Annotated in this window: 14 protein-coding genes and 3 pseudogenes; 8 read left to right on the plus strand and 9 right to left on the minus strand. The window is 68.8% G+C overall.

Translation table 11 applies throughout. From position 1 onward, the window contains the following. Window positions 1-98 precede the first annotated feature (98 nt). From L6444_RS16110 to L6444_RS16125, 4 genes and pseudogenes are all read right to left on the minus strand, one after another. Window positions 99-614 carry a 2'-5' RNA ligase family protein gene (locus L6444_RS16110; RefSeq protein WP_236975432.1) on the minus strand — a complete coding sequence of 172 codons (516 nt, stop codon included), beginning with the start codon at window positions 612-614 and terminating at the stop codon, window positions 99-101. Continuing rightward, a pseudogene (bioD, locus tag L6444_RS16115) lies at window positions 614-1,281 on the minus strand (dethiobiotin synthase). The gene L6444_RS16110 and the pseudogene bioD overlap by 1 nt, the downstream one beginning before the upstream one ends. Continuing rightward, window positions 1,278-2,420, minus strand: coding sequence for an 8-amino-7-oxononanoate synthase (locus L6444_RS16120; protein ID WP_236975434.1), 1,143 nt, complete (start codon window positions 2,418-2,420; stop codon window positions 1,278-1,280). Before L6444_RS16120 ends, bioD begins: the two are co-directional and overlap by 4 nt. 6 nt (window positions 2,421-2,426) lie before the next feature. Then, window positions 2,427-3,729 (minus strand): annotated as a pseudogene (locus tag L6444_RS16125) (adenosylmethionine--8-amino-7-oxononanoate transaminase). A gap of 196 nt (window positions 3,730-3,925) precedes the next feature. Here L6444_RS16125 and L6444_RS16130 point away from each other — a divergent pair. From L6444_RS16130 to treZ, 6 genes and pseudogenes are all read left to right on the plus strand, one after another. Continuing rightward, on the plus strand, window positions 3,926-4,384 hold the full coding sequence (locus L6444_RS16130) for a hypothetical protein (RefSeq protein WP_236975436.1): 459 nt from the start codon (window positions 3,926-3,928) through the stop codon (window positions 4,382-4,384). Between the two features lie 321 nt (window positions 4,385-4,705). Further along, window positions 4,706-5,386, plus strand: a pseudogene (gene ripD, locus L6444_RS16135) (NlpC/P60 family peptidoglycan-binding protein RipD); the annotation flags it as partial. A gap of 348 nt (window positions 5,387-5,734) precedes the next feature. Then, a complete protein-coding gene (locus L6444_RS16140; protein WP_236984188.1) occupies window positions 5,735-7,891 on the plus strand; it encodes an acyltransferase family protein in 2,157 nt (718 codons plus the stop codon). A gap of 124 nt (window positions 7,892-8,015) precedes the next feature. Beyond that, window positions 8,016-10,211 carry a glycogen debranching protein GlgX gene (glgX, locus tag L6444_RS16145; protein ID WP_236975444.1) on the plus strand — a complete coding sequence of 732 codons (2,196 nt, stop codon included), beginning with the start codon at window positions 8,016-8,018 and terminating at the stop codon, window positions 10,209-10,211. 3 nt (window positions 10,212-10,214) lie between these two features. Next, window positions 10,215-12,515: a malto-oligosyltrehalose synthase gene (gene treY, locus L6444_RS16150; RefSeq protein WP_236975451.1), complete on the plus strand. Its 2,301-nt coding sequence runs from the start codon at window positions 10,215-10,217 to the stop codon at window positions 12,513-12,515. After that, window positions 12,508-14,232 (plus strand): malto-oligosyltrehalose trehalohydrolase, encoded by a 1,725-nt coding sequence (gene treZ, locus L6444_RS16155; RefSeq protein ID WP_236975460.1) that lies wholly within the window; start codon window positions 12,508-12,510, stop codon window positions 14,230-14,232. The genes treY and treZ overlap by 8 nt, the downstream gene beginning before the upstream one ends. A 107-nt stretch (window positions 14,233-14,339) precedes the next feature. Here treZ and L6444_RS16160 read toward each other — a convergent pair whose 3' ends face one another. The 4 genes from L6444_RS16160 to yaaA all read right to left on the minus strand — a co-directional run bounded on the left by L6444_RS16160 (window position 14,340) and on the right by yaaA (window position 16,468). Further along, window positions 14,340-14,927, minus strand: a complete 588-nt coding sequence (locus L6444_RS16160; RefSeq protein WP_236975462.1) for a hypothetical protein — start codon at window positions 14,925-14,927, stop codon at window positions 14,340-14,342. A gap of 148 nt (window positions 14,928-15,075) precedes the next feature. Beyond that, entirely contained in the window at window positions 15,076-15,480 is a 405-nt protein-coding gene (gene vapC / locus L6444_RS16165) for a type II toxin-antitoxin system VapC family toxin (RefSeq protein ID WP_236975464.1), read from the minus strand. Then, on the minus strand, window positions 15,477-15,689 hold the full coding sequence (locus L6444_RS16170) for a type II toxin-antitoxin system VapB family antitoxin (protein ID WP_236975466.1): 213 nt from the start codon (window positions 15,687-15,689) through the stop codon (window positions 15,477-15,479). The genes vapC and L6444_RS16170 overlap by 4 nt, the downstream gene beginning before the upstream one ends. 29 nt (window positions 15,690-15,718) lie before the next feature. Continuing rightward, a complete protein-coding gene (yaaA, locus tag L6444_RS16175) occupies window positions 15,719-16,468 on the minus strand; it encodes a peroxide stress protein YaaA (RefSeq protein ID WP_236975468.1) in 750 nt (249 codons plus the stop codon). 76 nt (window positions 16,469-16,544) lie between these two features. Here yaaA and L6444_RS16180 point away from each other — a divergent pair, with 76 nt between their 5' ends. Then, the gene (locus L6444_RS16180) at window positions 16,545-16,820 is read left to right on the plus strand and encodes a DUF4190 domain-containing protein (RefSeq protein WP_236975470.1); all 276 of its coding nucleotides are present in this window, start codon (window positions 16,545-16,547) and stop codon (window positions 16,818-16,820) included. 1 nt (window position 16,821) lies between these two features. Here the strand turns inward: L6444_RS16180 and L6444_RS16185 are convergent, their stop codons facing one another. After that, window positions 16,822-18,147, minus strand: coding sequence for an aminotransferase class I/II-fold pyridoxal phosphate-dependent enzyme (locus L6444_RS16185; protein WP_236975478.1), 1,326 nt, complete (start codon window positions 18,145-18,147; stop codon window positions 16,822-16,824). A 40-nt stretch (window positions 18,148-18,187) separates the two neighbouring features. Here L6444_RS16185 and L6444_RS16190 point away from each other — a divergent pair, with 40 nt between their 5' ends. Beyond that, window positions 18,188-18,823 (plus strand): pyridoxamine 5'-phosphate oxidase family protein, encoded by a 636-nt coding sequence (locus L6444_RS16190; RefSeq protein ID WP_236975480.1) that lies wholly within the window; start codon window positions 18,188-18,190, stop codon window positions 18,821-18,823. Window position 18,824: the final 1 nt, after the last annotated feature.

The raw sequence follows: 18,824 nt of genomic DNA on the forward strand, positions 1-18,824 counted from the left end.
CCATGCGCCCGAGTTAGCGCCACCGGCCCCGCCCCCGCCCCCGGCGGCCGCAGCAGCGCCACCGCCGGCCCCACCACCACCGGCGCCAATTATTTGAGTCACCTTGGACCCAGGATTGACTCGACCCGCTGGTCACCGTCCCAACGGCGCATCGCGGTGAACGCGCCCGCGATCTGTGCCGGCCGGCCCGCGATGCCCAGCGCCCGCCCCAGGTCGGCGGCCTCGATCCGGCGGGCCAGCGTGGCATGCGCGGTCCACTGATCGGGCCGGCTGTTGGGCATCGGTCCGGGTCGCAGGTGCGGCTGGCAGATCCGGTGGACTTCGGCGTGCAGGTCCAGCAGCGCGCGTGACGGCACCACCAGTCGGGCGAACACCACATTGTTGCGGCCGAACAACACCGGCGCGCCGACCACACACCGCAGCGGCAACCGGGTCACCACCGGCGCCAAGAGTTCGTCGACGTCGGTGTCGATGCGTTGGGCAACGGCCAGCGTCACGTGGGGACGCCCGGGCGGAATCCGGGCCGCGATGTCGGCGTGGGCCAGTTCATCCCAGAGGCGCCGGATCGCGGCTTCGGTGTCGGGGTCGAAGAGTAATTCGATCGAGTGCACCATCAGCCGACCAGCGTCCTGACCCAGTCGAAGTCGAACGCCTGACGACTCATGGCCGTAAAGTCGGCCGCTGCGGCCGCCCCGTCGGGCAGCACCGCGCGCACCGGCGCCAGCCGTTCCAGTGCCGTCCGGTTGGTGGTCTCCACCAGCCCGGGCTGGGCCGGCCAGCTCCCGATAACCAGTCCGGCGCACGAAACACCTTGCGCAGCAAGCGCTTCCAGGGTCAAAGCGGTGTGGTTGAGGGTGCCCAGTCCCGCCCTGGCCACCACCAGCGCTCAGCTGGGCGGCCAGGTCACGTAGCGTGACTCCCCCCCTCGGCGAGCTCGACCAGCAGGCCGCCGGCGCCCTCGACCAGCGTCAGTCGTCCCGGGCGGTCCACGCCGCGGATCAACGCCAGTACCTGTTCCCGGGTCGGCAGCCGCAGACCCGCCTGCGCGGCCGCGGCCGTCGGCGACATCGGCAGTGGATAGCGCGCCAGGCCGGCCAGTTCGGTCACCCCGGACAGCCGGCCGATCTCGGCCAGATCGTCGTCGCCGTCGGCGGTGCCGGTCTGCGCGGGCTTGCACACCGCCACTCCGATGCCCAGTTGCCGTGCGTGCGACGCCAGCGCGGCGGTGGCGACGGTCTTGCCGACGCCGGTATCGGTCCCGGTGACGACCAGGACGGTCAAGTGCCGGAGAGTACGTCGGCGAGCACCCGGCCGGCCAGCTGGAGTTCCTCGGCGCTCAGCGAGGCACGGGCAGTCAGCCGCAGGCGCGACGTCCCGGCCGGAACCGTGGGCGGGCGGAAGCAGCCGACCTTGACCCCGGCGTGCAGGCACGCCGTCGCCGCGGCCAGCGCGACCTCCGGCTCGCCCAGGATCACCGACACCACCGCAGATTCCGGTGTTTCCGGAACATCGCAGACCCGGGCCAGCTCGGCGGCATGCGCAAGCACCGCGGCCGGGCGCCACGGCTCGTCCTGCAGCACGTGCAGCGCGGCGAGCGCCGCGCCGACCGCTGCAGGCGCCAGCCCGGTGTCGAAGATGAACGGCCGCGCCGCATCGATCAGGTGAGCCCGCACCTCGGCCGGGCCCAGCACCACACCACCCTGACTGCCCAGCGCCTTGGACAGCGTCGTCGTCACCACCACGTCAGGGGAACCGGCCAGCCCGACCTCGTGCAACAAGCCGCGGCCGCCGCCGCGCACCCCGAGGCCGTGGGCCTCGTCGACGATCAGCAGCGCGCGGTGCCGGCGGCACACGTCGTGTAGCTCGCGCAGCGGCGCCAACGACCCGTCGGCGCTGAACACCGAGTCGGTGACCACGACGGCGCGCTCCTCCTGACGTGATCCCAGCGCCGCCGCCACGGCACCGACGTCGCGATTGGGCGTCACCACGACCCTGGCCCGGGACAGCCGGCAGGCGTCCACCAGCGAGGCGTGCGAGTAGGCGTCGGACACCAGCAGCGAACCCGGCCCGGACAGGCTCACCACGGCACCCAGGTTCGCGGTGTAGCCGGAGGAGAACACCAGCCCGGCGGCCGCGCCGAGGTATTCGGCGAGCTCGGTCTCGAACTGGGCGTGTAGCTCGGTGTCCCCGGTGACCAGCCGCGATCCGGTGGACCCGGCGCCCCATACCCGCAATGCCTGCACGCCGCCGTCGATGACGTCGGGGTGCTGCGAGAGCCCCAGGTAGTCGTTGGAAGCGAGGTCGAGTTCGGTGCTCACCGGTGGCCGCGGCCGCAGCGAACGCCGCAGCCCGGCCTCGCGGCGCTGGGCCTCGACCACCTCCAGCCAGGCCAGCGGCGAGGTCTCGATCGGTGCTTTCATCGACGCTCAGCCTACGAGGCCGGCAACCTGCACCATCGCCGAGGTGATCTGTGCGATCTCGGCCGGCCCGCAGATATAAGGCGGCATGGCGTACACCAGGTTGCGGAACGGCCTCAGCCACACCCCGCAGTCCAGCGCCGCGGGAGTGGCGACGGCCAGGTCGACGGTGCGATCGCACTCGATGACGCCGATGCCGCCGCATACCCGCACGTCGATCACCTACCTGCGGCTGGCGGGCGGGTTCCAGCCCGGCGGTCAGCTGCGCACCGATTTCGGCGACGCGGGAGCGCCAGTCCTGGGACAGCAGCAGTTCCACGCTGGCCACCGACACCGCGCAGGCCAGCGGGTTGGCCATAAACGTCGGACCGTGCATCAGGGCGCCGTGGCCGGTGCTGATGGTGTGTGCGATGTCGCGGGTGCACAGCGTGGCGGCCAGGCTGAGGTAGCCGCCGGTGAGCGCCTTGCCGACACACATGATGTCGGGGCTGACGCCGGCAAGGTCGGCGGCGAACAGTTCGCCGGTGCGGCCGAAGCCGGTGGCGATCTCGTCGAAGATGAGCAGCACCTGGTGGCGGCTGCAGATGTCGCGCAGGTCGGCCAGGTAGCGGGGGTCGTGGAACCGCATCCCGCCGGCGCCCTGCACAACGGGTTCGACTATCACCGCCGCGAGTTCGGCGGCGTGAACGGCGAGCTGGGTTTCGAAGGCGGCGCTGTAGGCGGGGTCGTAGTCGCGCGGCACCTGCGGGGCGAACACCTGGGCGGCCAGGATGTCGGTCCACAGCGAATGCATGCCGCCGTCGGGGTCGCAGACGCTCATCGGGGTGAAAGTGTCGCCGTGGTAGCCGCCGCGCCAGGTCATCAGGCGGTGCTTGGCGGGCCGGTCCAGGCTGCGCCAGTACTGCAGCGCCATCTTGACCGCGACCTCCACCGATACGGACCCGGAGTCGCTGAAGAAGACCGTTTCCAGGCCCGGCGGGGTGATCTCCACCAGCAGTTGCGCCAACCGGGCCGCCGGTTCGTGGGTCAGACCGCCGAACATGACGTGGTTCATGGTCGCCAGCTGGGCGGTCATCGCCGCATCCAGGACCGGGTGGCCGTGGCCGTGGATCGCGGTCCACCACGAGCTCATCGCGTCGAGCACCTCGATCGGCCGACCGTCGCGGATCAGGGTCAGTCCAGCGCCGCGGGCGGCGACCGCGACCACCGGGGGGATCGCCTCGCCGCCGATGGTGCTGTAGGGATGCCACAGATGGGCGGCGTCGATCGCGCTGATCTGCTCGGGGGTCAACCCGGGCCGCCCTGCCGTCACGGGGTTCGACAGTATCCCAGTCGCTTGATTCCGCCCTTGGCCGCTGTCTTCCCAAACTCTCGCGCACCGTGGGCGCGTCTCGCGTGAACACTGGGCGGTCTCCGGGTCGCTCTTCGCCCTCATTTCACGCAAGGCGCGCGCCTGGCAAGTCAGCACAAGTCGCCAAACGAGCGGTCATCGGGAAGCATTGGCAGCTATGGCTGCACCCCACGAGCCGGACGCCCCCACCGCGACCGACGTCCCCGACACGGTCGACTTCCCCGCCGAACCCGGCGAACACCTCGACGAAGGCCCGCCGCCGGTGTTGCGGCTGCGGCTGTCCCCGCTGGACATAATCTGCACCGTGGTGCTGATCGGCGCGCTGGTAGTGCTCGCGACGGCAACCAGTTGGCCCGCCAAGCTCTACGGCTTCACCAGTGACATCTGTCCGCAGGACACGTGCGAGCCGGTGCCCTTCGGAGTGAACTACTACATCTATCCGGTGATGTGGGGCGGCATCGGTGCGGCGCTGGCCGCGTGCGGCGTCGGGCCGTTCGTGTCGCTGCTCAAGGGCTGGTTCATGTCCTTCTGGCCGGCGATCGCCGTGCTGATTCTGGTGGTCACGTCGTTCGTGGCGCATGCTCTGACGGCATTCAGCGCACAGTACTGGCACTGAGCCGGAAGGTCACGCGGCGGCAACGTTCGTAAGACCGAAATCGCAACTGCCATCACGGAATTGGCGTCGCCAATCACCGTCCGGTCACGTTCCTACAAATAATGTTTGGCGGCGCTGGCGCGCGCTACTCTATGTTGCCAAAGTGTCTGTAGTGACTGGTGTGAATAAGTTGGCCTAACCGACTGGTTCACCTACCACGAGTCATCCAGCGGCGCGAGGCCACGACGATGCGGCCCTCGCCCGCCTGGAACGGCGGCCGAAGCGCGCAGTCACCGCGCCCGGCACAGAAGGGCCGAACGGCCCCGGAAGGTGAGGAATCACATGAAGCGCGTCTACGCCCTCGCGATCGGTCTGGTCATGATGGTGGCGCCGATCGCCGCCACGGGCATAGCGGCCGCGGATCCGGCCACCAAGCCGATGGACTATGCCCAAGCCACCGATGTGGTCGTCGCCCGCGCTCTGTCGCAGCGCGGCGTGCCGTTCTCCTGGGCCGGCGGCGGCGTCACCGGACCCACCCGCGGCACCGGCAGCGGCATCAACACCGTCGGGTTCGACGCCTCGGGCCTCATGCAGTACGCCTACGCCGGCGCCGGGCTCAAGCTGCCCCGCTCGTCCGGTCAGATGTACAAGGTCGGCCAACGGGTGTTGCCGGCGCAGGCACGAAAGGGCGACCTGATCTTCTACGGCCCCGAGGGCACCCAGTCGGTGGCGATGTACCTCGGAAACGGCCAGATGATCGAGGTCGGCGACGTGGTCCAGGTCTCACCGGTGCGCAGCACCAACATGGCGCCTTACCTGGTCCGGATCCTGGGGACGCAGAACACTCCGGCCGCGCCGGCGCAGCAAACCCCGGCCCAGCAGGTCCCCGGCCAGCAAACCCCGGCCCAGCAGGTCCCCGGTCAGCAGACGCCGGCCCAACAGGTCCCGGGTCAGCAGGCCCCGGCCCAGCAGGTGCCCGGCCAGCAGGCGCCCGCGCAGCAGGCACCGGTTCAGCAGTTGCCGGGCCAGCAGGCGCCGGCCCAGCAGGTCCCGGGCCAGCAAGCCCCGCTGCAGCAGGCCCCGCTGCAGACGCTGCCCACCCCGCAGGCCCCGTTGCAGACCGTCACCACCCAGCAGGCGCCACTGCAGGCGGTGCCCGCACCGCAGGCGCCGGCCCAGGCGGTCCCCGCACCTCAGGCGCCGGCGCAGGCGGTGCCCGCACCGCAGGCGCCCCTGCAGTTGGTTCCGGTCCAGCCGGCCCCCGCGGCCGGTACGGGCAGGTAATCGCCGCCCGGTACCACCCCGACCGCCATTTGCTCCCGCGCCGACGGCGCAGAGCAGGTGGCGGTTTTCGGTAAGTTGGCGGTGACCATGACGACCGCGACACCGCCCCCACCAGCCGCCGAGACCGGGTCCGCGCCGCCGGATCCGGGTGGCATGGGCACCCGGACGTCGGGCTTCTACCGGCACGATCTCGACGGCCTGCGCGGCATCGCGATCCTGCTCGTGGCCGTCTTCCACATTTGGTTCGGCCGGGTTTCCGGCGGCGTCGACGTCTTTTTGGCCCTGTCCGGCTTCTTCTATGGCGGCAAGATCCTGCGCGCCGGGCTCGGGGGGACGCTGTCGGGTCCGACCGAATTCGTCCGGCTGGTCCGCCGGTTGCTGCCCGCCCTGGTCGTGGTGCTCGCCGGGTGCGCCCTGCTGACCGTGCTGGTGCAGCCCGAGACCCGGTGGGAGACGTTCGCCGACCAGAGCCTGGCCAGTCTGGGTTACTACCAGAACTGGGAACTGGCCAACTCGGCGTCGGACTACCTGCGCGCCGGCGAAGCTGTCAGCCCGCTGCAGCACATCTGGTCGATGTCGGTGCAGGGCCAGTTCTACGTCGCGTTCCTGATCGTGGTCGCCGGCTGCGTCTACCTGTTCCGGGACGTCCTGGGCAGACACCTGCGGACGCTGTTCGTGGTGCTGCTGAGCGTGCTGACGGTAGCGTCGTTCTGCTACGCGATCGTCGCTCACCAGAACTATCAACCGACCGCGTACTACAACACCTTCGCCCGGGGGTGGGAATTGCTGCTGGGCGCGCTGGTGGGGGCGCTGGTGCCCTACATCCGCTGGCCGATGTGGCTGCGGACGGTCGTCGCCACGGTGGCGCTGGCGGCGATTTTGTCCTGCGGCGCGCTGATCGACGGCGTCAAGGAGTTCCCCGGCCCGTGGGCGCTGGTGCCGGTGGGCGCCACCGTGCTGATGATCCTGGCCGGAGCCAACATGGCGGCCCGCGCCGACACCCGCGACCGGATGCCGCTGCCCAACCGGATGCTCGCGGTCGGGCCGCTGTTCACCCTGGGGGCGATGGCTTACTCGCTGTACCTGTGGCATTGGCCGCTGCTGATCTTCTGGCTGTCCTACACCGGCCACAAGCACGTCAATTTCGTCGAGGGCGCGGGTGTGCTGCTGGTGTCGGGATTGCTGGCGTACCTGACCCTGCGTCAGGTCGAGGACCCGCTGCGCTACCGCGCCTCCGCCCAGCCGGCGACGATGACCCCCTGGCGACAGCGGTTGCGCCGGCCGACGATCGCCTTGGGCTCGGTGGTGGCGTTGCTGGCCGTCACCTTGACCGCGACTTCGTTCACCTGGCGTGAGCACCTGATCGTCGAACGTGCCTCGGGCAAGGAACTCAGCGGGCTGAGCGCGGTCGACTACCCGGGTGCCCGCGCGCTCACCCAGCACGTGCGGGTGCCCAACCTGCGGATGCGGCCGACCGTGCTGGAAGTCAAGGAGGACCTGCCTGCCTCCACCCGGGACGGCTGCATCAGCGACTTCGTCAACCCGGCGGTGGTGAACTGCACCTACGGCGATACCGACGCACCGCGCACCATCGCGCTGGCCGGCGGTTCACACGCCGAGCACTGGCTGACCGCCCTGGATCTGCTGGGCCGTCTGCACCACTTCCGGGTGGTGACCTACCTGAAGATGGGTTGCGCGCTGTCCACCGAACAGGTCCCGCTGATCATGGGCAACAACGCGCCGTACCCACAGTGCCGGCAGTGGGTGGAGACGACGATGGCCAAACTGGTCGCCGATCGCCCGGACTATGTGTTCACCACTACCACCCGACCGTGGAACATCAAGCCCGGCGACGTGATGCCGGCCACCTACATCGGGATTTGGAAAACGTTGTCCGACAACAATATCCCGATCCTGGGCGTCCGGGACACGCCCTGGTTGGTCAAGGACGGCCAGCCGTTCAACGCCGCGGACTGCCTGGCCAAGGACGGCACCCCGGCGTCCTGTGGGATCAAGCGGTCCGAACTGCTCTCCGAGCACAACACCACCTTGGATTTCGTCGGGCAGTTCCCCCTGCTCAAGCCTCTGGACCTGTCCGACGCCATCTGCCGGCCCGACATCTGCCAGGCGGCCGAGGGCAACGTGTTGATCTACCGGGACCCACACCATCTGACCCCGACCTACATGCGCACGCTGGCGCCCGAACTGGGCCGGCAGATCTCGGTGGCCACCAGCTGGTGGTAGCGGCCTGGTGTGGCGCCGGCGTAAGTGGTGCCGCCGGTGTCACCGGACTGTGAGATCGGGCTCCATTTTCGCGGTGCCGTCGCGCGCAGCGACGGCGCAGCGGGCGCACCGTTAAGGTCGAGTGATGGCTGGGACCGTGCAAGGGACCGACAAGGCATTCGACGGCGCCGAGGACTCCCCCTCGGTGGCGGCGGTCTGGCCCGGCGCGCCGTTCCCGATGGGGGCCACGTATGACGGTGCCGGTACCAACTTTTCGCTGTTCTCCGAGGTTGCCGACAAGGTGGAGTTGTGCCTGATCGCCCGGGACGGCTCCGAGACCCGGATCAATCTCGAGGAGGTCGACGGCTTCCTCTGGCATTGCTATCTGCCCGCGGTTACCCCGGGGCAGCGGTACGGGTTTCGGGTGCACGGCCCCTTCGATCCCGCCTCCGGGCACCGCTGTGATCCGAGCAAGCTGCTGCTCGACCCGTACGGTAAGTCCTTCGTCGGCGACTTCAAGTTCACCCAGGCGCTGTTCTCCTACGACCTGGAGGTCGCGGCCGAGGATCCAACGCAGACCGGTGTCCCGCCGATGATCGACTCCCTGGGCCACACCACCATGACCAGCGTGGTGATCAACCCGTTCTTCGACTGGGCGTCCGACCGCGCGCCGTGCACGCCGTACCACGAGACCATCATCTACGAGGCCCACGTCAAGGGCATGACCCAGACGCACCCCGGCATCCCGCCCGAACTGCGCGGCACCTACGCGGGGCTGGCGCACCCGGTCATCATCGACCACCTCAAGTCGCTGAACGTCACCGCCATCGAACTGATGCCGGTGCATCAGTTCATGCACGACCATCGGCTGGTCGACCTGGGACTGCGAAACTACTGGGGCTACAACACTTTCGGCTTCCTGGCACCGCACTACCAGTACGCGGCGACCCGTAAACCCGGCGGTGCGGTGGCCGAGTTCAAGGCGATGGTGCGCTCCTTCCACGAGGCCGGCATCGAAGTGATCCTGGACGTGGTCTACAACCACACCGCCGAGGGAAACCACCTGGGCCCGACCATCAACTTCCGCGGCATCGACAACGCCGCCTATTACCGGTTGGTCGACGGAGACCTGCGGCACTACAAGGACTTCACCGGCACCGGCAACAGCCTCAACGTCCGCCACCCGCACACCCTGCAACTGATCATGGACTCGCTGCGCTACTGGGTGCTCGAGATGCACGTCGACGGGTTCCGCTTCGATTTGGCCGCCACTCTGGCCCGCGAGTTCTATGACGTCGACCGGTTGTCGGCGTTTTTCGACCTGGTGCAGCAAGACCCGGTGGTCAGCCAGGTCAAGCTGATCGCCGAGCCGTGGGACGTCGGCGAAGGCGGCTACCAGGTCGGCAACTTCCCAGGTTTGTGGACCGAGTGGAACGGGAAATACCGCGACACTGTGCGCGACTACTGGCGGGGCGAGCCCGCGACCCTTGGCGAGTTCGCTTCCCGGTTGACCGGGTCGTCGGACCTGTATGCGGCGACCGGCCGGCGGCCCAGTGCCAGCATCAATTTCGTCACCGCCCACGACGGCTTCACCATGCAGGACCTGGTGTCCTACAACGAGAAACACAACGCGGCCAACGGTGAGGACAACCGCGACGGCGAAAGTCACAACCGGTCCTGGAACTGCGGCGTGGAAGGCCCCACCGACGACCCCGACATCAACGAGCTGCGCTGCCGGCAGATGCGCAACTTCTGGGCGACGCTGATGGTCAGCCAGGGTACCCCGATGATCTCGCACGGCGACGAGATCGGGCGCACCCAGCTGGGCAACAACAATGTGTACTGCCAGGACTCCGAATTGTCCTGGATGGACTGGTCTTTGCTCGGCACCAACGCCGACCAGCTGACGTTCGCCCGCAAGGTGACAGCATTGCGGAAGAAACACCCGGTGTTTCGGCGCCGACGTTTCCTGAAGGGCAAACCGGGTCCGGGTGGCACCGGCCTGCACGACGTCGCCTGGCTGACCCCGACGGGCGCGGAGATGACCGCCCAGGACTGGGACAACTACTTCGGCAAATCGATCGCGGTCTTTTTGGACGGTCAGGCACTGGCCGAACCCAATCGCCGCGGCGAACGGGTGGTCGACGACTCGTTCCTGTTGTGCTTCAACGCCCATGACGAGGAGGTCACCTTCGTCATGCCCGGCGACGACTACGCGAAGGAGTGGATCGTAGAACTCGACACGAATCACCCGACCGGTGGCGCGGAACGCTTCGTCAAGCGCGGCGAAGAACTGGCCGTGCCCGGACGTTCCGTCTTCATCCTTCGTAAGACTTTGTGACGCATGGCTTTTCCGATAACGTCAACCTACCGGTTGCAGCTTCGTGGCGCGTCCAGTGGTTTTGCGTTCACTCTTGCCGACGCCGAGGGCCTGCTGGACTATCTCGACGACCTCGGGGTGTCGCACCTGTACCTGTCCCCCATCCTGACCGCGGTGGAGGGATCCTCGCACGGCTACGACGTCACCGACCCCACCACGGTGTCGAGCGAACTCGGCGGCCCCGAGGCGCTGGCCGGGTTGGCGGCCGCGGCGCGGGAGCGGGGCATGGGCCTGGTTGTCGACGTGGTGCCCAATCACGTGGGCATCGACAAGCCCGAGCAGAACGCCTGGTGGTGGGATGTGCTGCGGCACGGGCGGGACTCCCGGTACGCGGACTTCTTCGACATCGACTGGTCGCTGGACGATGCCGGGCGAATCGTGTTGCCGCTGTTGGGGTCCGACGACGATGTCGCCGATCTGAGCGCCGACGTCGACCTGCTGCGACTGGGTGATCTGGCGCTGCCGATCGCGCCCGGCACCGGAGCCGGCAGCGGACCCGAGGTGCACGACCGCCAGCATTACCGGTTGGTCGGCTGGCGCAACGGGGTGTGTGGTTACCGCCGCTTCTTCTCCATCACCTCGCTGGCGGGACTTCGCCAGGAGGACCGCGCGGTGTTCGACGCCAGCCACGCCGAGGTGGGCCGCTGGGTGCGCGACGGCCTGGTCGACGGTGTGCGGATCGATCACCCAGACGGATTGTCCGATCCGGCAGGCTATTTGGAGTGGCTGCGGGAGCTGGTGGGACCACAGGCGTGGATCGTGATCGAGAAGATCCTGGCCGTCGACGAGGCCCTGGAACCGACCCTGCCGGTCGCCGGGACCACCGGCTACGACGTGCTGCGGGAAGTGGGCGGCCTGTTCGTCGACCCCTCGGGCGCACCGGCGCTCACCGCTCTGGTCCAATCCGTCGGCCTCGACTATGCGGCGATGCCGAACATGTTGTCCGAGCTGAAAATCCGGGCCGCGACCGAAACGCTGGCCAGTGAGCTGGCTCGGCTGCACCGCAGCATCGTGGCCGCCGCGGGCGCCGACGACCCGTCGCTGCCGGAGGCGGTCGCGGCCCTGTTGACCCACATCGATGTCTACCGCAGCGACTACCGCGGCCTGGCCGCGATCCTGCCCACCGCTCTGGCCGAAACCGAAGCGGCGCAACCGGAATACGGACCCGCCCTGCAGGTGCTGGCGACCGCGCTGGCTCGCGGCGGCGAGCCGGCCACCCGGCTGCAGCAACTGTGTGGGGCGGTGACCGCCAAGGCGGTGGAGGACTGCCTGTTCTACCGCGACGCGCGGCTGGTGTCGCTCAACGAGGTCGGCGGCGAGCCGCACCGCTTCGGTGTCGGCGCCGCGGAGTTCCATCAGAGCGCGGCCACCCGCGCCCGGTTGTGGCCGGCCGCCATGACGACGCTGACCACCCACGACACCAAGCGCGGCGAGGACGTGCGGGCCCGCATCGGGGTGCTGTCACAGGTTCCGTCGTTGTGGGCCGAGTTCGTCTCGCGCTGGGAGACCCACGCACCCTCGCCCGACCCCGCTACCGGACAGTTCCTCTGGCAGAACATCTTCGGCGTCTGGCCGGTCAGCGGCCAGGTCGACGATTCGCTACGACAGCGGCTGCACGGCTACGCCGAGAAGGCCATCCGCGAGGCCGCGTGGCACACCACCTGGAACGACCCGGACACCGAGTTCGAGGACGCCGTGCACCGCTGGATCGACACCGTGCTGGACGGCCCGGTGGCCGGCGAGCTGACTCAGCTGGTCGGACAGCTCAACCCGCACGCCGCCAGCGATGCGCTGGGCCAGAAGCTGCTGGCGCTGACGGTGCCCGGCATCCCCGACGTCTATCAGGGCACCGAGGTATGGGACGACAGCCTGGTGGACCCGGACAACCGCCGCGAAGTCGACTACGCCGCCCGCCGGTCGGCTTTGAAAGAGTTGCAGCATCCCAAGATTCGGGTCGTCACCACCGCGCTGCGGCTGCGGCGGGCCCGGCCGGACGACTTCTTGCACGGCGACTACGTGCCGGTGCCGGCCGCCGGGCAGGCCGCCGATCATGTGCTGGCGTTTCGGCGCGGTCCCGACATCCTGGTTGCGGTCACCCGCTGGACGGTGCGCCTTGCCGAGACGGGCTGGGGTGACACGGTACTGCCGCTGCCCGAGGGGTCCTGGACCGATCGGCTGACCGGCGCCATGGCCAGCGGACCTACTTCGGCCGCACAACTGTTCTCCGATCTGCCGGTGGTACTGCTGGAGCGCGATCGTGGCTGAATTTCGGGTGTGGGCGCCCAAACCCGAGTTGGTGCGCCTGGATGTCGAGGGCGCGGTGCACGCCATGACCCGCTCCGACGACGGCTGGTGGCACACGACCGCCGACGCGCCCGCCGACGCCCGCTACGGCTTCCTGCTCGACGACGATCCCACCGTACTGCCCGACCCGCGCTCGGCGCGCCAGCCCGACGGCGTGCACGAACGGTCACAGTTGTGGGATCCCGCTGCGGCCGCCTGGACCGACGGGGACTGGGCTGGACGATCCGTCGAGGGCGCGGTCATCTACGAACTGCACATCGGCACCTTCACCGCCGCCGGCACCTTCGACTCCGCTACCGAAAAACTGGACTACCTGGTCGATCTCGGTGTCGACTTCGTCGAGCTGATGCCGGTGAACTCCTTCGCCGGCACCCACGGCTGGGGCTACGACGGGGTGCTGTGGTACAGCGTGCACGAGCCCTACGGCGGCCCGGACGGACTGGTACGGCTCGTCGACGCCTGCCACGCAAAGGGTTTGGGCGTGTTGATCGACGCGGTGTTCAACCACCTCGGGCCGTCGGGCAACTATCTGCCCCGGTTCGGCCCGTATCTGTCCTCGGGCAGCAACCCCTGGGGTGAGGGCATCAACATCGCCGACGCCGACTCCGACGAGGTGCGCCGCTACATCATCGGCTGCGCGTTGCGCTGGATGCGAGACTTCCACGCCGACGGCCTGCGACTGGACGCGGTGCATGCGCTGGTGGACACCACCGCCGTGCACATCCTCGAGGAGATGGCCACCGAGACCGACCGGCTGGCACAGCAATTGGGCCGTCCGCTGGCATTGGTCGCCGAAAGCGACCTGAACGATCAGCGGCTGATCCTGCCGCGCGACGCCGGCGGCTACGGCTTGACCGCCCAGTGGGACGACGACATTCACCATGCCGTCCACACCGCCGTGTCCGGCGAGCGGCAGGGCTATTACCGCGACTTCGGATCGCTCGCCGCACTGGATCAGACGTTGCGCCACGGCTTCTTCCACGCAGGCACGTATTCGTCGTTCCGGCGCCGCCGGCATGGCCGGCCGTTGGACACCACCCGGGTGCCGGCGACCAGGCTGCTGGCCTACACCTGCACCCACGACCAGGTCGGCAATCGCGCCCTGGGCGATCGCCCGTCGCAGAACCTGGACGCCGGACAACTCGCCGTCAAAGCGGCGCTGGTACTCGGCTCCCCTTACACCACAATGCTTTTCATGGGTGAGGAGTGGGGGGCCTCGACCCCGTTCCAGTTCTTCAGTTCCCATCCCGAGCCCGAGTTGGCCCAGGCCACCCGCGACGGCCGCCGGGCGGAGTTCGCCGAACACGGCTGGGATGCCGAGGACATTCCCGACCCGCAGGACCCGCAGACCTTCCAGCGTTCCAAACTGGACTGGTCCGAGCTCGAGGCCGGCGAGCACGCGCGGCTGTTGCAGTTCTACCGTGATCTGATCGCGTTGCGGCACAACGAACCAGACCTGGCCGACCCCTGGCTTGGGCACCTCGTCGTCGACTATGACGAAGCGCAGCGCTGGATTATGTTGCGGCGCAACACGCTGGCGATCGCCTGCAATCTCGGGGCCGACGCGGTGGCTGTACCGGTAACCGGCGAGCTGGTGCTGGCCTGGGATACACCCGACATCGGCGCCGCGGCCACCCGGTTACCCGGGCATTCGGTGGCGATCCTGCGCCGTGGATAGGCGACTGTCGCAGTGATCGGCGCCCGGACCCCAACGATCACCACGTCCTGACTCGGGTGTGGTGAGGAGCGGAAAGACTTGGTCTTTCGCTCCCCACCACATGCAGGTCAGCTTTCGCCGAGCGTCCTGTGCAACGTCCGCTTGGCTTCGGCGACTGCGGCGCTGAGGTTGGCCCGTACCTCCGCGAGGGTCGACTTCTGCTCCTCGGTGCCCGTCATCATGATGGTTCGTGCCATGCCGGCGATTTCTTTCATGCCGGCGCGGATTTTGATGACTTCGGCGAACTTGCCCATCCGCCTGAACATCGCATGCGCGGTCTCGCTGGTGACGCCACGCCAGGCCAAGATGTTCTTGCCGAGGTCGGTCAAAGTGGCGACACCGTTGTCGACGGTTACGAAGCCGCGGGCCGCCAGCAGTCCGATCGCAATCTCGGCCACTTCCTGGGGTGGGCTGAAGGCACCATCGGTGGCTTCGGTGACGCGCTGTACCACCTGGGCGGCGTCGGCCGGCCCGTCGAGAAGCAGGGTGGCAGTGCCGAACGCGGCCCGCTTGAGTCGGCCACCCCCGAAACCGTGCTCACCGAAGCCGGAACCGTGTCCGTGCCCGCCGCACCCGCCGTGTCCGCCGGGGCCGGATCCGAAGCCGAAACCTGCGCCACCCCAGTCGGGGCCGCCGGAAAATCCACCAAAGTTCATTTCGCACTCTCCTTCGTGCCAACCGGCCTGCGATCTGCACACCTAGGCATCAAGTACCTTGATATCAAGTGTCTTGATATGGGTCAACGGTGTTGCGCCACGGGCGAAAATCGGTGCACCCAGTCCCCGCAGATTGCGGAGCGCAGTCTCAGCGCAGCGATTGCGCGTCGAGGCGGGTGATGCGTGCGATGACGTCGAAGTCCGCGTCGCGGTGCATTACCGTAGCGCCATGGCGGATAGCCACCGCGGCGATCAGGCAGTCGGTGATGCTGCGAATCGTTGCGCCGACTCGCCGGGCGGAGCGATAGACCTCCGCCGCGGCTCGGAAATCGATGGCGTTGTCGACGGGCAGTGAGGGTAGGCCGTTGACCAACCGCTCGAGTTTTGCCTGTGCGTTGTCATCGGTTGCGCCGCAAAGGATTTCCATAGCCACCGGCTCGCACATCGCGAGCTGGTCGGCGTGGTCAGAGATCAGCCGGCGCACCTCGTGAGCAGCGGCTGATCCGCTGGCCCGAAAGTACTCGACCCACGCGGAGGTGTCGATGAGGATCACCGGAGCTGGTCTGGCCGATCGTCGCGGAGATCGTCGAGGTCGCCTTCCCAGCCGACACCTTCGAGCTCGAGCAGGAACTCGCGATTCAACGGCGAACCCACCAGTCGACGCAGCGCGAGATCGACGGCGGCCCTCTTGGTGCGCAGGCCGAACCGACGCATCACCTCGGCGGCGAGTTCGTCGTCGATGTCGATATTGGTGCGCGACATACACCTAACATACACCAGTCGCCCCTGGGTTATCCCGTCGCAACGACGACGGTTAACTCATTTCCCTTGCGCTCCACACACATTCCAGCCCGACGGGCGAGGGCGGCGACACCGGCCGCGCTGTCGGGCTCGGCCCGGGTGCCGGCCAGCACGCGGGCCAGCCGGCCCTTGTGCGCCTTGTTGAAGTGAGTGATCACACTCCGTCGGCCATCGGGTTGCTCGGCCACCACGTTCACCCGGACCGCGCTGGGTACGCCCCCCAACGCCGCATACGAGCCCGAGCGGAGATCGACGATCAAATCCTCGGCGGCCAACTCAGCGAGCAACGGTTCCAACAGCGGCCGCCACCGGGCGGCCAACGTGGGTTTCCCCGGCAGTTTCGACGTGGCGGAAAGCCGATACGCCGGCACCAGGTCGTCGGCGCGCAGCAACCCGAACAAAGCCGAACCGATCATCAGCCGGGCGCCGGCACGCGTTGCCTCGGCGCCGCGCAGCGAATCGATGTCCAGCGCGTCGTAGAGCACGCCGGTGTAGCGGCGGATGGCCGGCAGCGTCGGCGCGGTGCGGAGCGCGGCGTTGCGCTCGATCTCGGCGACCTGCGAGGCAGAGATGCCCAGCGCTGTCCGGCACGCCGCTGGATCGGACGCGAGAGCGACGAGTTCGCCGATCAGCGCAGACCGCAGCGAGCCCAACGAGGGATTGCCGAGCTGCTCCAGGCTCAGAGCCGGGCCGTCGCCCCCGCCCCGCTTGGTTTCCGACGGCGGTAGCAGCACGATCACGGATGCCGAGGCTAGCCCGTCGGAGCCGGGAGACTGCGCCAAGGATCTGCCAAGCGCGGTGCACGACGCTACCGGCATGACGATGATCGCACCGCAACTGGCAGCGCCCGGCTACTCGATCGAGCGCCCGAAGATCAACGGCCTCGCCGTCGTCAGTCTGGTCTGCGGCATCCTGCAGTATTTCGTCCTGTTCATTCCCTGCTGGCTGGTCACCGTCCCGGTGGCGATCAACGCCGTGCACCAGACGCGCAACGACGCGGGACGCCGGGTCGCGATCGCCGGCCTGACGCTCTCGCTCACCCACTTCGCCCTTTACGCGTTCGTATTCGTGTGGCTGCTCACCACCCGGTGAGTCACACGCTGGGGCGCCCGGTGCCGTGCACGGCGGCGGCGATGGCGTCGGCCAGCGGTTCGATCTCGTCGAGGCTCAGATCCGCGATGGTGACGCGAACCCCCGGCGGCGCGTCGATGCGGAACCGGGTTCCCGCCGCCGCGGCCCAGCCCGCCTGCAGCAGTCGGGTGATGGTGGCGGTTTCGTCGGCGACCGGTATCCACACGTTGAGGCCGGACCGGCCGTGCGCGGCCACGTCACGCTCGGCCAGCGCGTCGCGCAGGGCGTGGCGACGGTTGGCGTACCGATCTCCCGCCGCGACCACCAGTCGGGTCACCTCGGGGTCCAACCACAGCCGCACCGCAAGGTCCTGCAGCAGGTGACTCACCCACCCCGGCCCCAGCCGCAGCCGTCCGTGCACCCGGTCGATGGTGCGACGATCCCCGGCCACCACGGCCAGCCGCAGATCGGGTCCGTACGCCTTCGACGTCGAGCGCACGAACGCCCAGCGTCGTGTCGCACCGGCCAGCGGGTGCAGCGCAACGCCGGCGATCCCGGCGCAATGGTCGTCCTCGATCACCAGCACGTCGTCGTTCTTGCTGGCCAACAGGCTGCGCAATGCGCGGGCGCGGTCCTTGGACAGCGCGGCTCCGGTCGGGTTCTGGGCGCGGCTGGTGACGATGACCGCCCGCACCCCGCGGCGCAGGGCGCGTGCCATGCTCAGGACCACCGGCCCGTCGTCGTCGACCTGCACCGGTTCGGCGGAAAGGCCAAGGGCGGCAATGAGATCCAGCAGATTCGCCCAGCCGGGATCTTCGACGGCGACGCGGTCCCCCGGGCGCAGGTGGGCGGTGAGCACGCGTTCGATTCCGTCCAGTGCGCCGCTGGTCACCGCCAGGTGATCGGCGGGGACGCCGTCCGCGGTCAGCACGGCCCGGGCGTGGTCGACCAATTCGGTCGACATCGCCGGCTTCCCGTACAGCACCGGAGCTCCGGGGGGCGGGGCCACCTGCGCGGCGCCGATCGGCAGCAGCTTGGGGTCGGGGTTGCCGCTGGACAGGTCGCGCGCCCCCTCCGGCACCTCGATACCGAGCAGCGACCTGGATGTGGTTGCCGGCCGATGCCGGACCCGGGTGCCGCGGCGTCCCGCGGTTTCGATCGCGCCGCGATCGCGCAGCAGCCGGTAGGCGTTGGCCACGGTGTTGGCGTTCACCCCGAGTTCGGTGGCGACCTCGCGGATCGACGGCAGCGCGTCACCGGGCGCCAGGGCACCTTGCGAGATGCCCTCTTCGACGCTGGCGGCTATCGACTCCGCACCCGTCCCGGATATGCTGTATTGTACTGGCACATCGATCATTATGTACTAGTACAAATGAAAAGGCAAGTGCATGACCGGGTATCTACCCACCCCTGCTACGACGCCGACCCGCTACCGGGAGCGTGCGCGCTACGACCGCGACACCGTCCACCGCATCCTGGACGAGTCGCTGATCTGCCACCTCGGTTATGTCCGGGACGGCCGACCGGTGGTGTTGCCAACCACCCACGCCCGCCTCGACGAGACCCTCTACCTGCACGGCTCCTCGGGCAGCGGCCCGATGCTGGCTGCCCGCCTGTCCGGGTTGCGGATCTGTGTGACCGTCACGCTCGTCGACGCGTTGGTGCTGGCCCGCTCGGCGATGCACCACTCGCTGAACTACCGCTCGGTGGTGGCGCTGGGCACCGCCCGCATCGTCGCCGACCCGGCCGAGAAGGCCCGGGCGCTTGGTGCGCTGCTCGACCACATCCGGCCCGGCCGCGCCGCGGACTGCCGGCCACCGAACGCCCGCGAGCTGGCGGCCACTGCGGTGCTCGCCCTCGACCTGGTCGAGGTCTCGGCCAAGGTGCGCGACGGCGGCGTCGCCGACGACCCGGAGGACCTGGCCCTTCCGCATTGGGCCGGGGTGGTGCCGCTGGCGCTGACGGCCGGGACACCGGTCCCCGACGGCGACTGCGACCTCCCGCTGCCCGCTTATTTGCGTTGAC

This window comes from Mycobacterium kiyosense (genome assembly GCA_021654635.1).
GTDB lineage: Bacteria > Actinomycetota > Actinomycetes > Mycobacteriales > Mycobacteriaceae > Mycobacterium > Mycobacterium kiyosense.

Bases quoted from the DNA above. Each gene is read 5' to 3' on its own strand.
- L6444_RS16110 (WP_236975432.1), bottom strand. From the start codon at position 614: ATGGTGCACTCGATCGAATTACTCTTCGACCCCGACACCGAAGCCGCG.
- L6444_RS16120 (WP_236975434.1), bottom strand. From the start codon at position 2,420: ATGAAAGCACCGATCGAGACCTCGCCGCTGGCCTGGCTGGAGGTGGTC.
- L6444_RS16130 (WP_236975436.1), top strand. From the start codon at position 3,926: ATGGCTGCACCCCACGAGCCGGACGCCCCCACCGCGACCGACGTCCCC.
- L6444_RS16140 (WP_236984188.1), top strand. From the start codon at position 5,735: ATGACGACCGCGACACCGCCCCCACCAGCCGCCGAGACCGGGTCCGCG.
- glgX (WP_236975444.1), top strand. From the start codon at position 8,016: ATGGCTGGGACCGTGCAAGGGACCGACAAGGCATTCGACGGCGCCGAG.
- treY (WP_236975451.1), top strand. From the start codon at position 10,215: ATGGCTTTTCCGATAACGTCAACCTACCGGTTGCAGCTTCGTGGCGCG.
- L6444_RS16160 (WP_236975462.1), bottom strand. From the start codon at position 14,927: ATGAACTTTGGTGGATTTTCCGGCGGCCCCGACTGGGGTGGCGCAGGT.
- L6444_RS16170 (WP_236975466.1), bottom strand. From the start codon at position 15,689: ATGTCGCGCACCAATATCGACATCGACGACGAACTCGCCGCCGAGGTG.
- L6444_RS16180 (WP_236975470.1), top strand. From the start codon at position 16,545: ATGACGATGATCGCACCGCAACTGGCAGCGCCCGGCTACTCGATCGAG.
- L6444_RS16190 (WP_236975480.1), top strand. From the start codon at position 18,188: ATGACCGGGTATCTACCCACCCCTGCTACGACGCCGACCCGCTACCGG.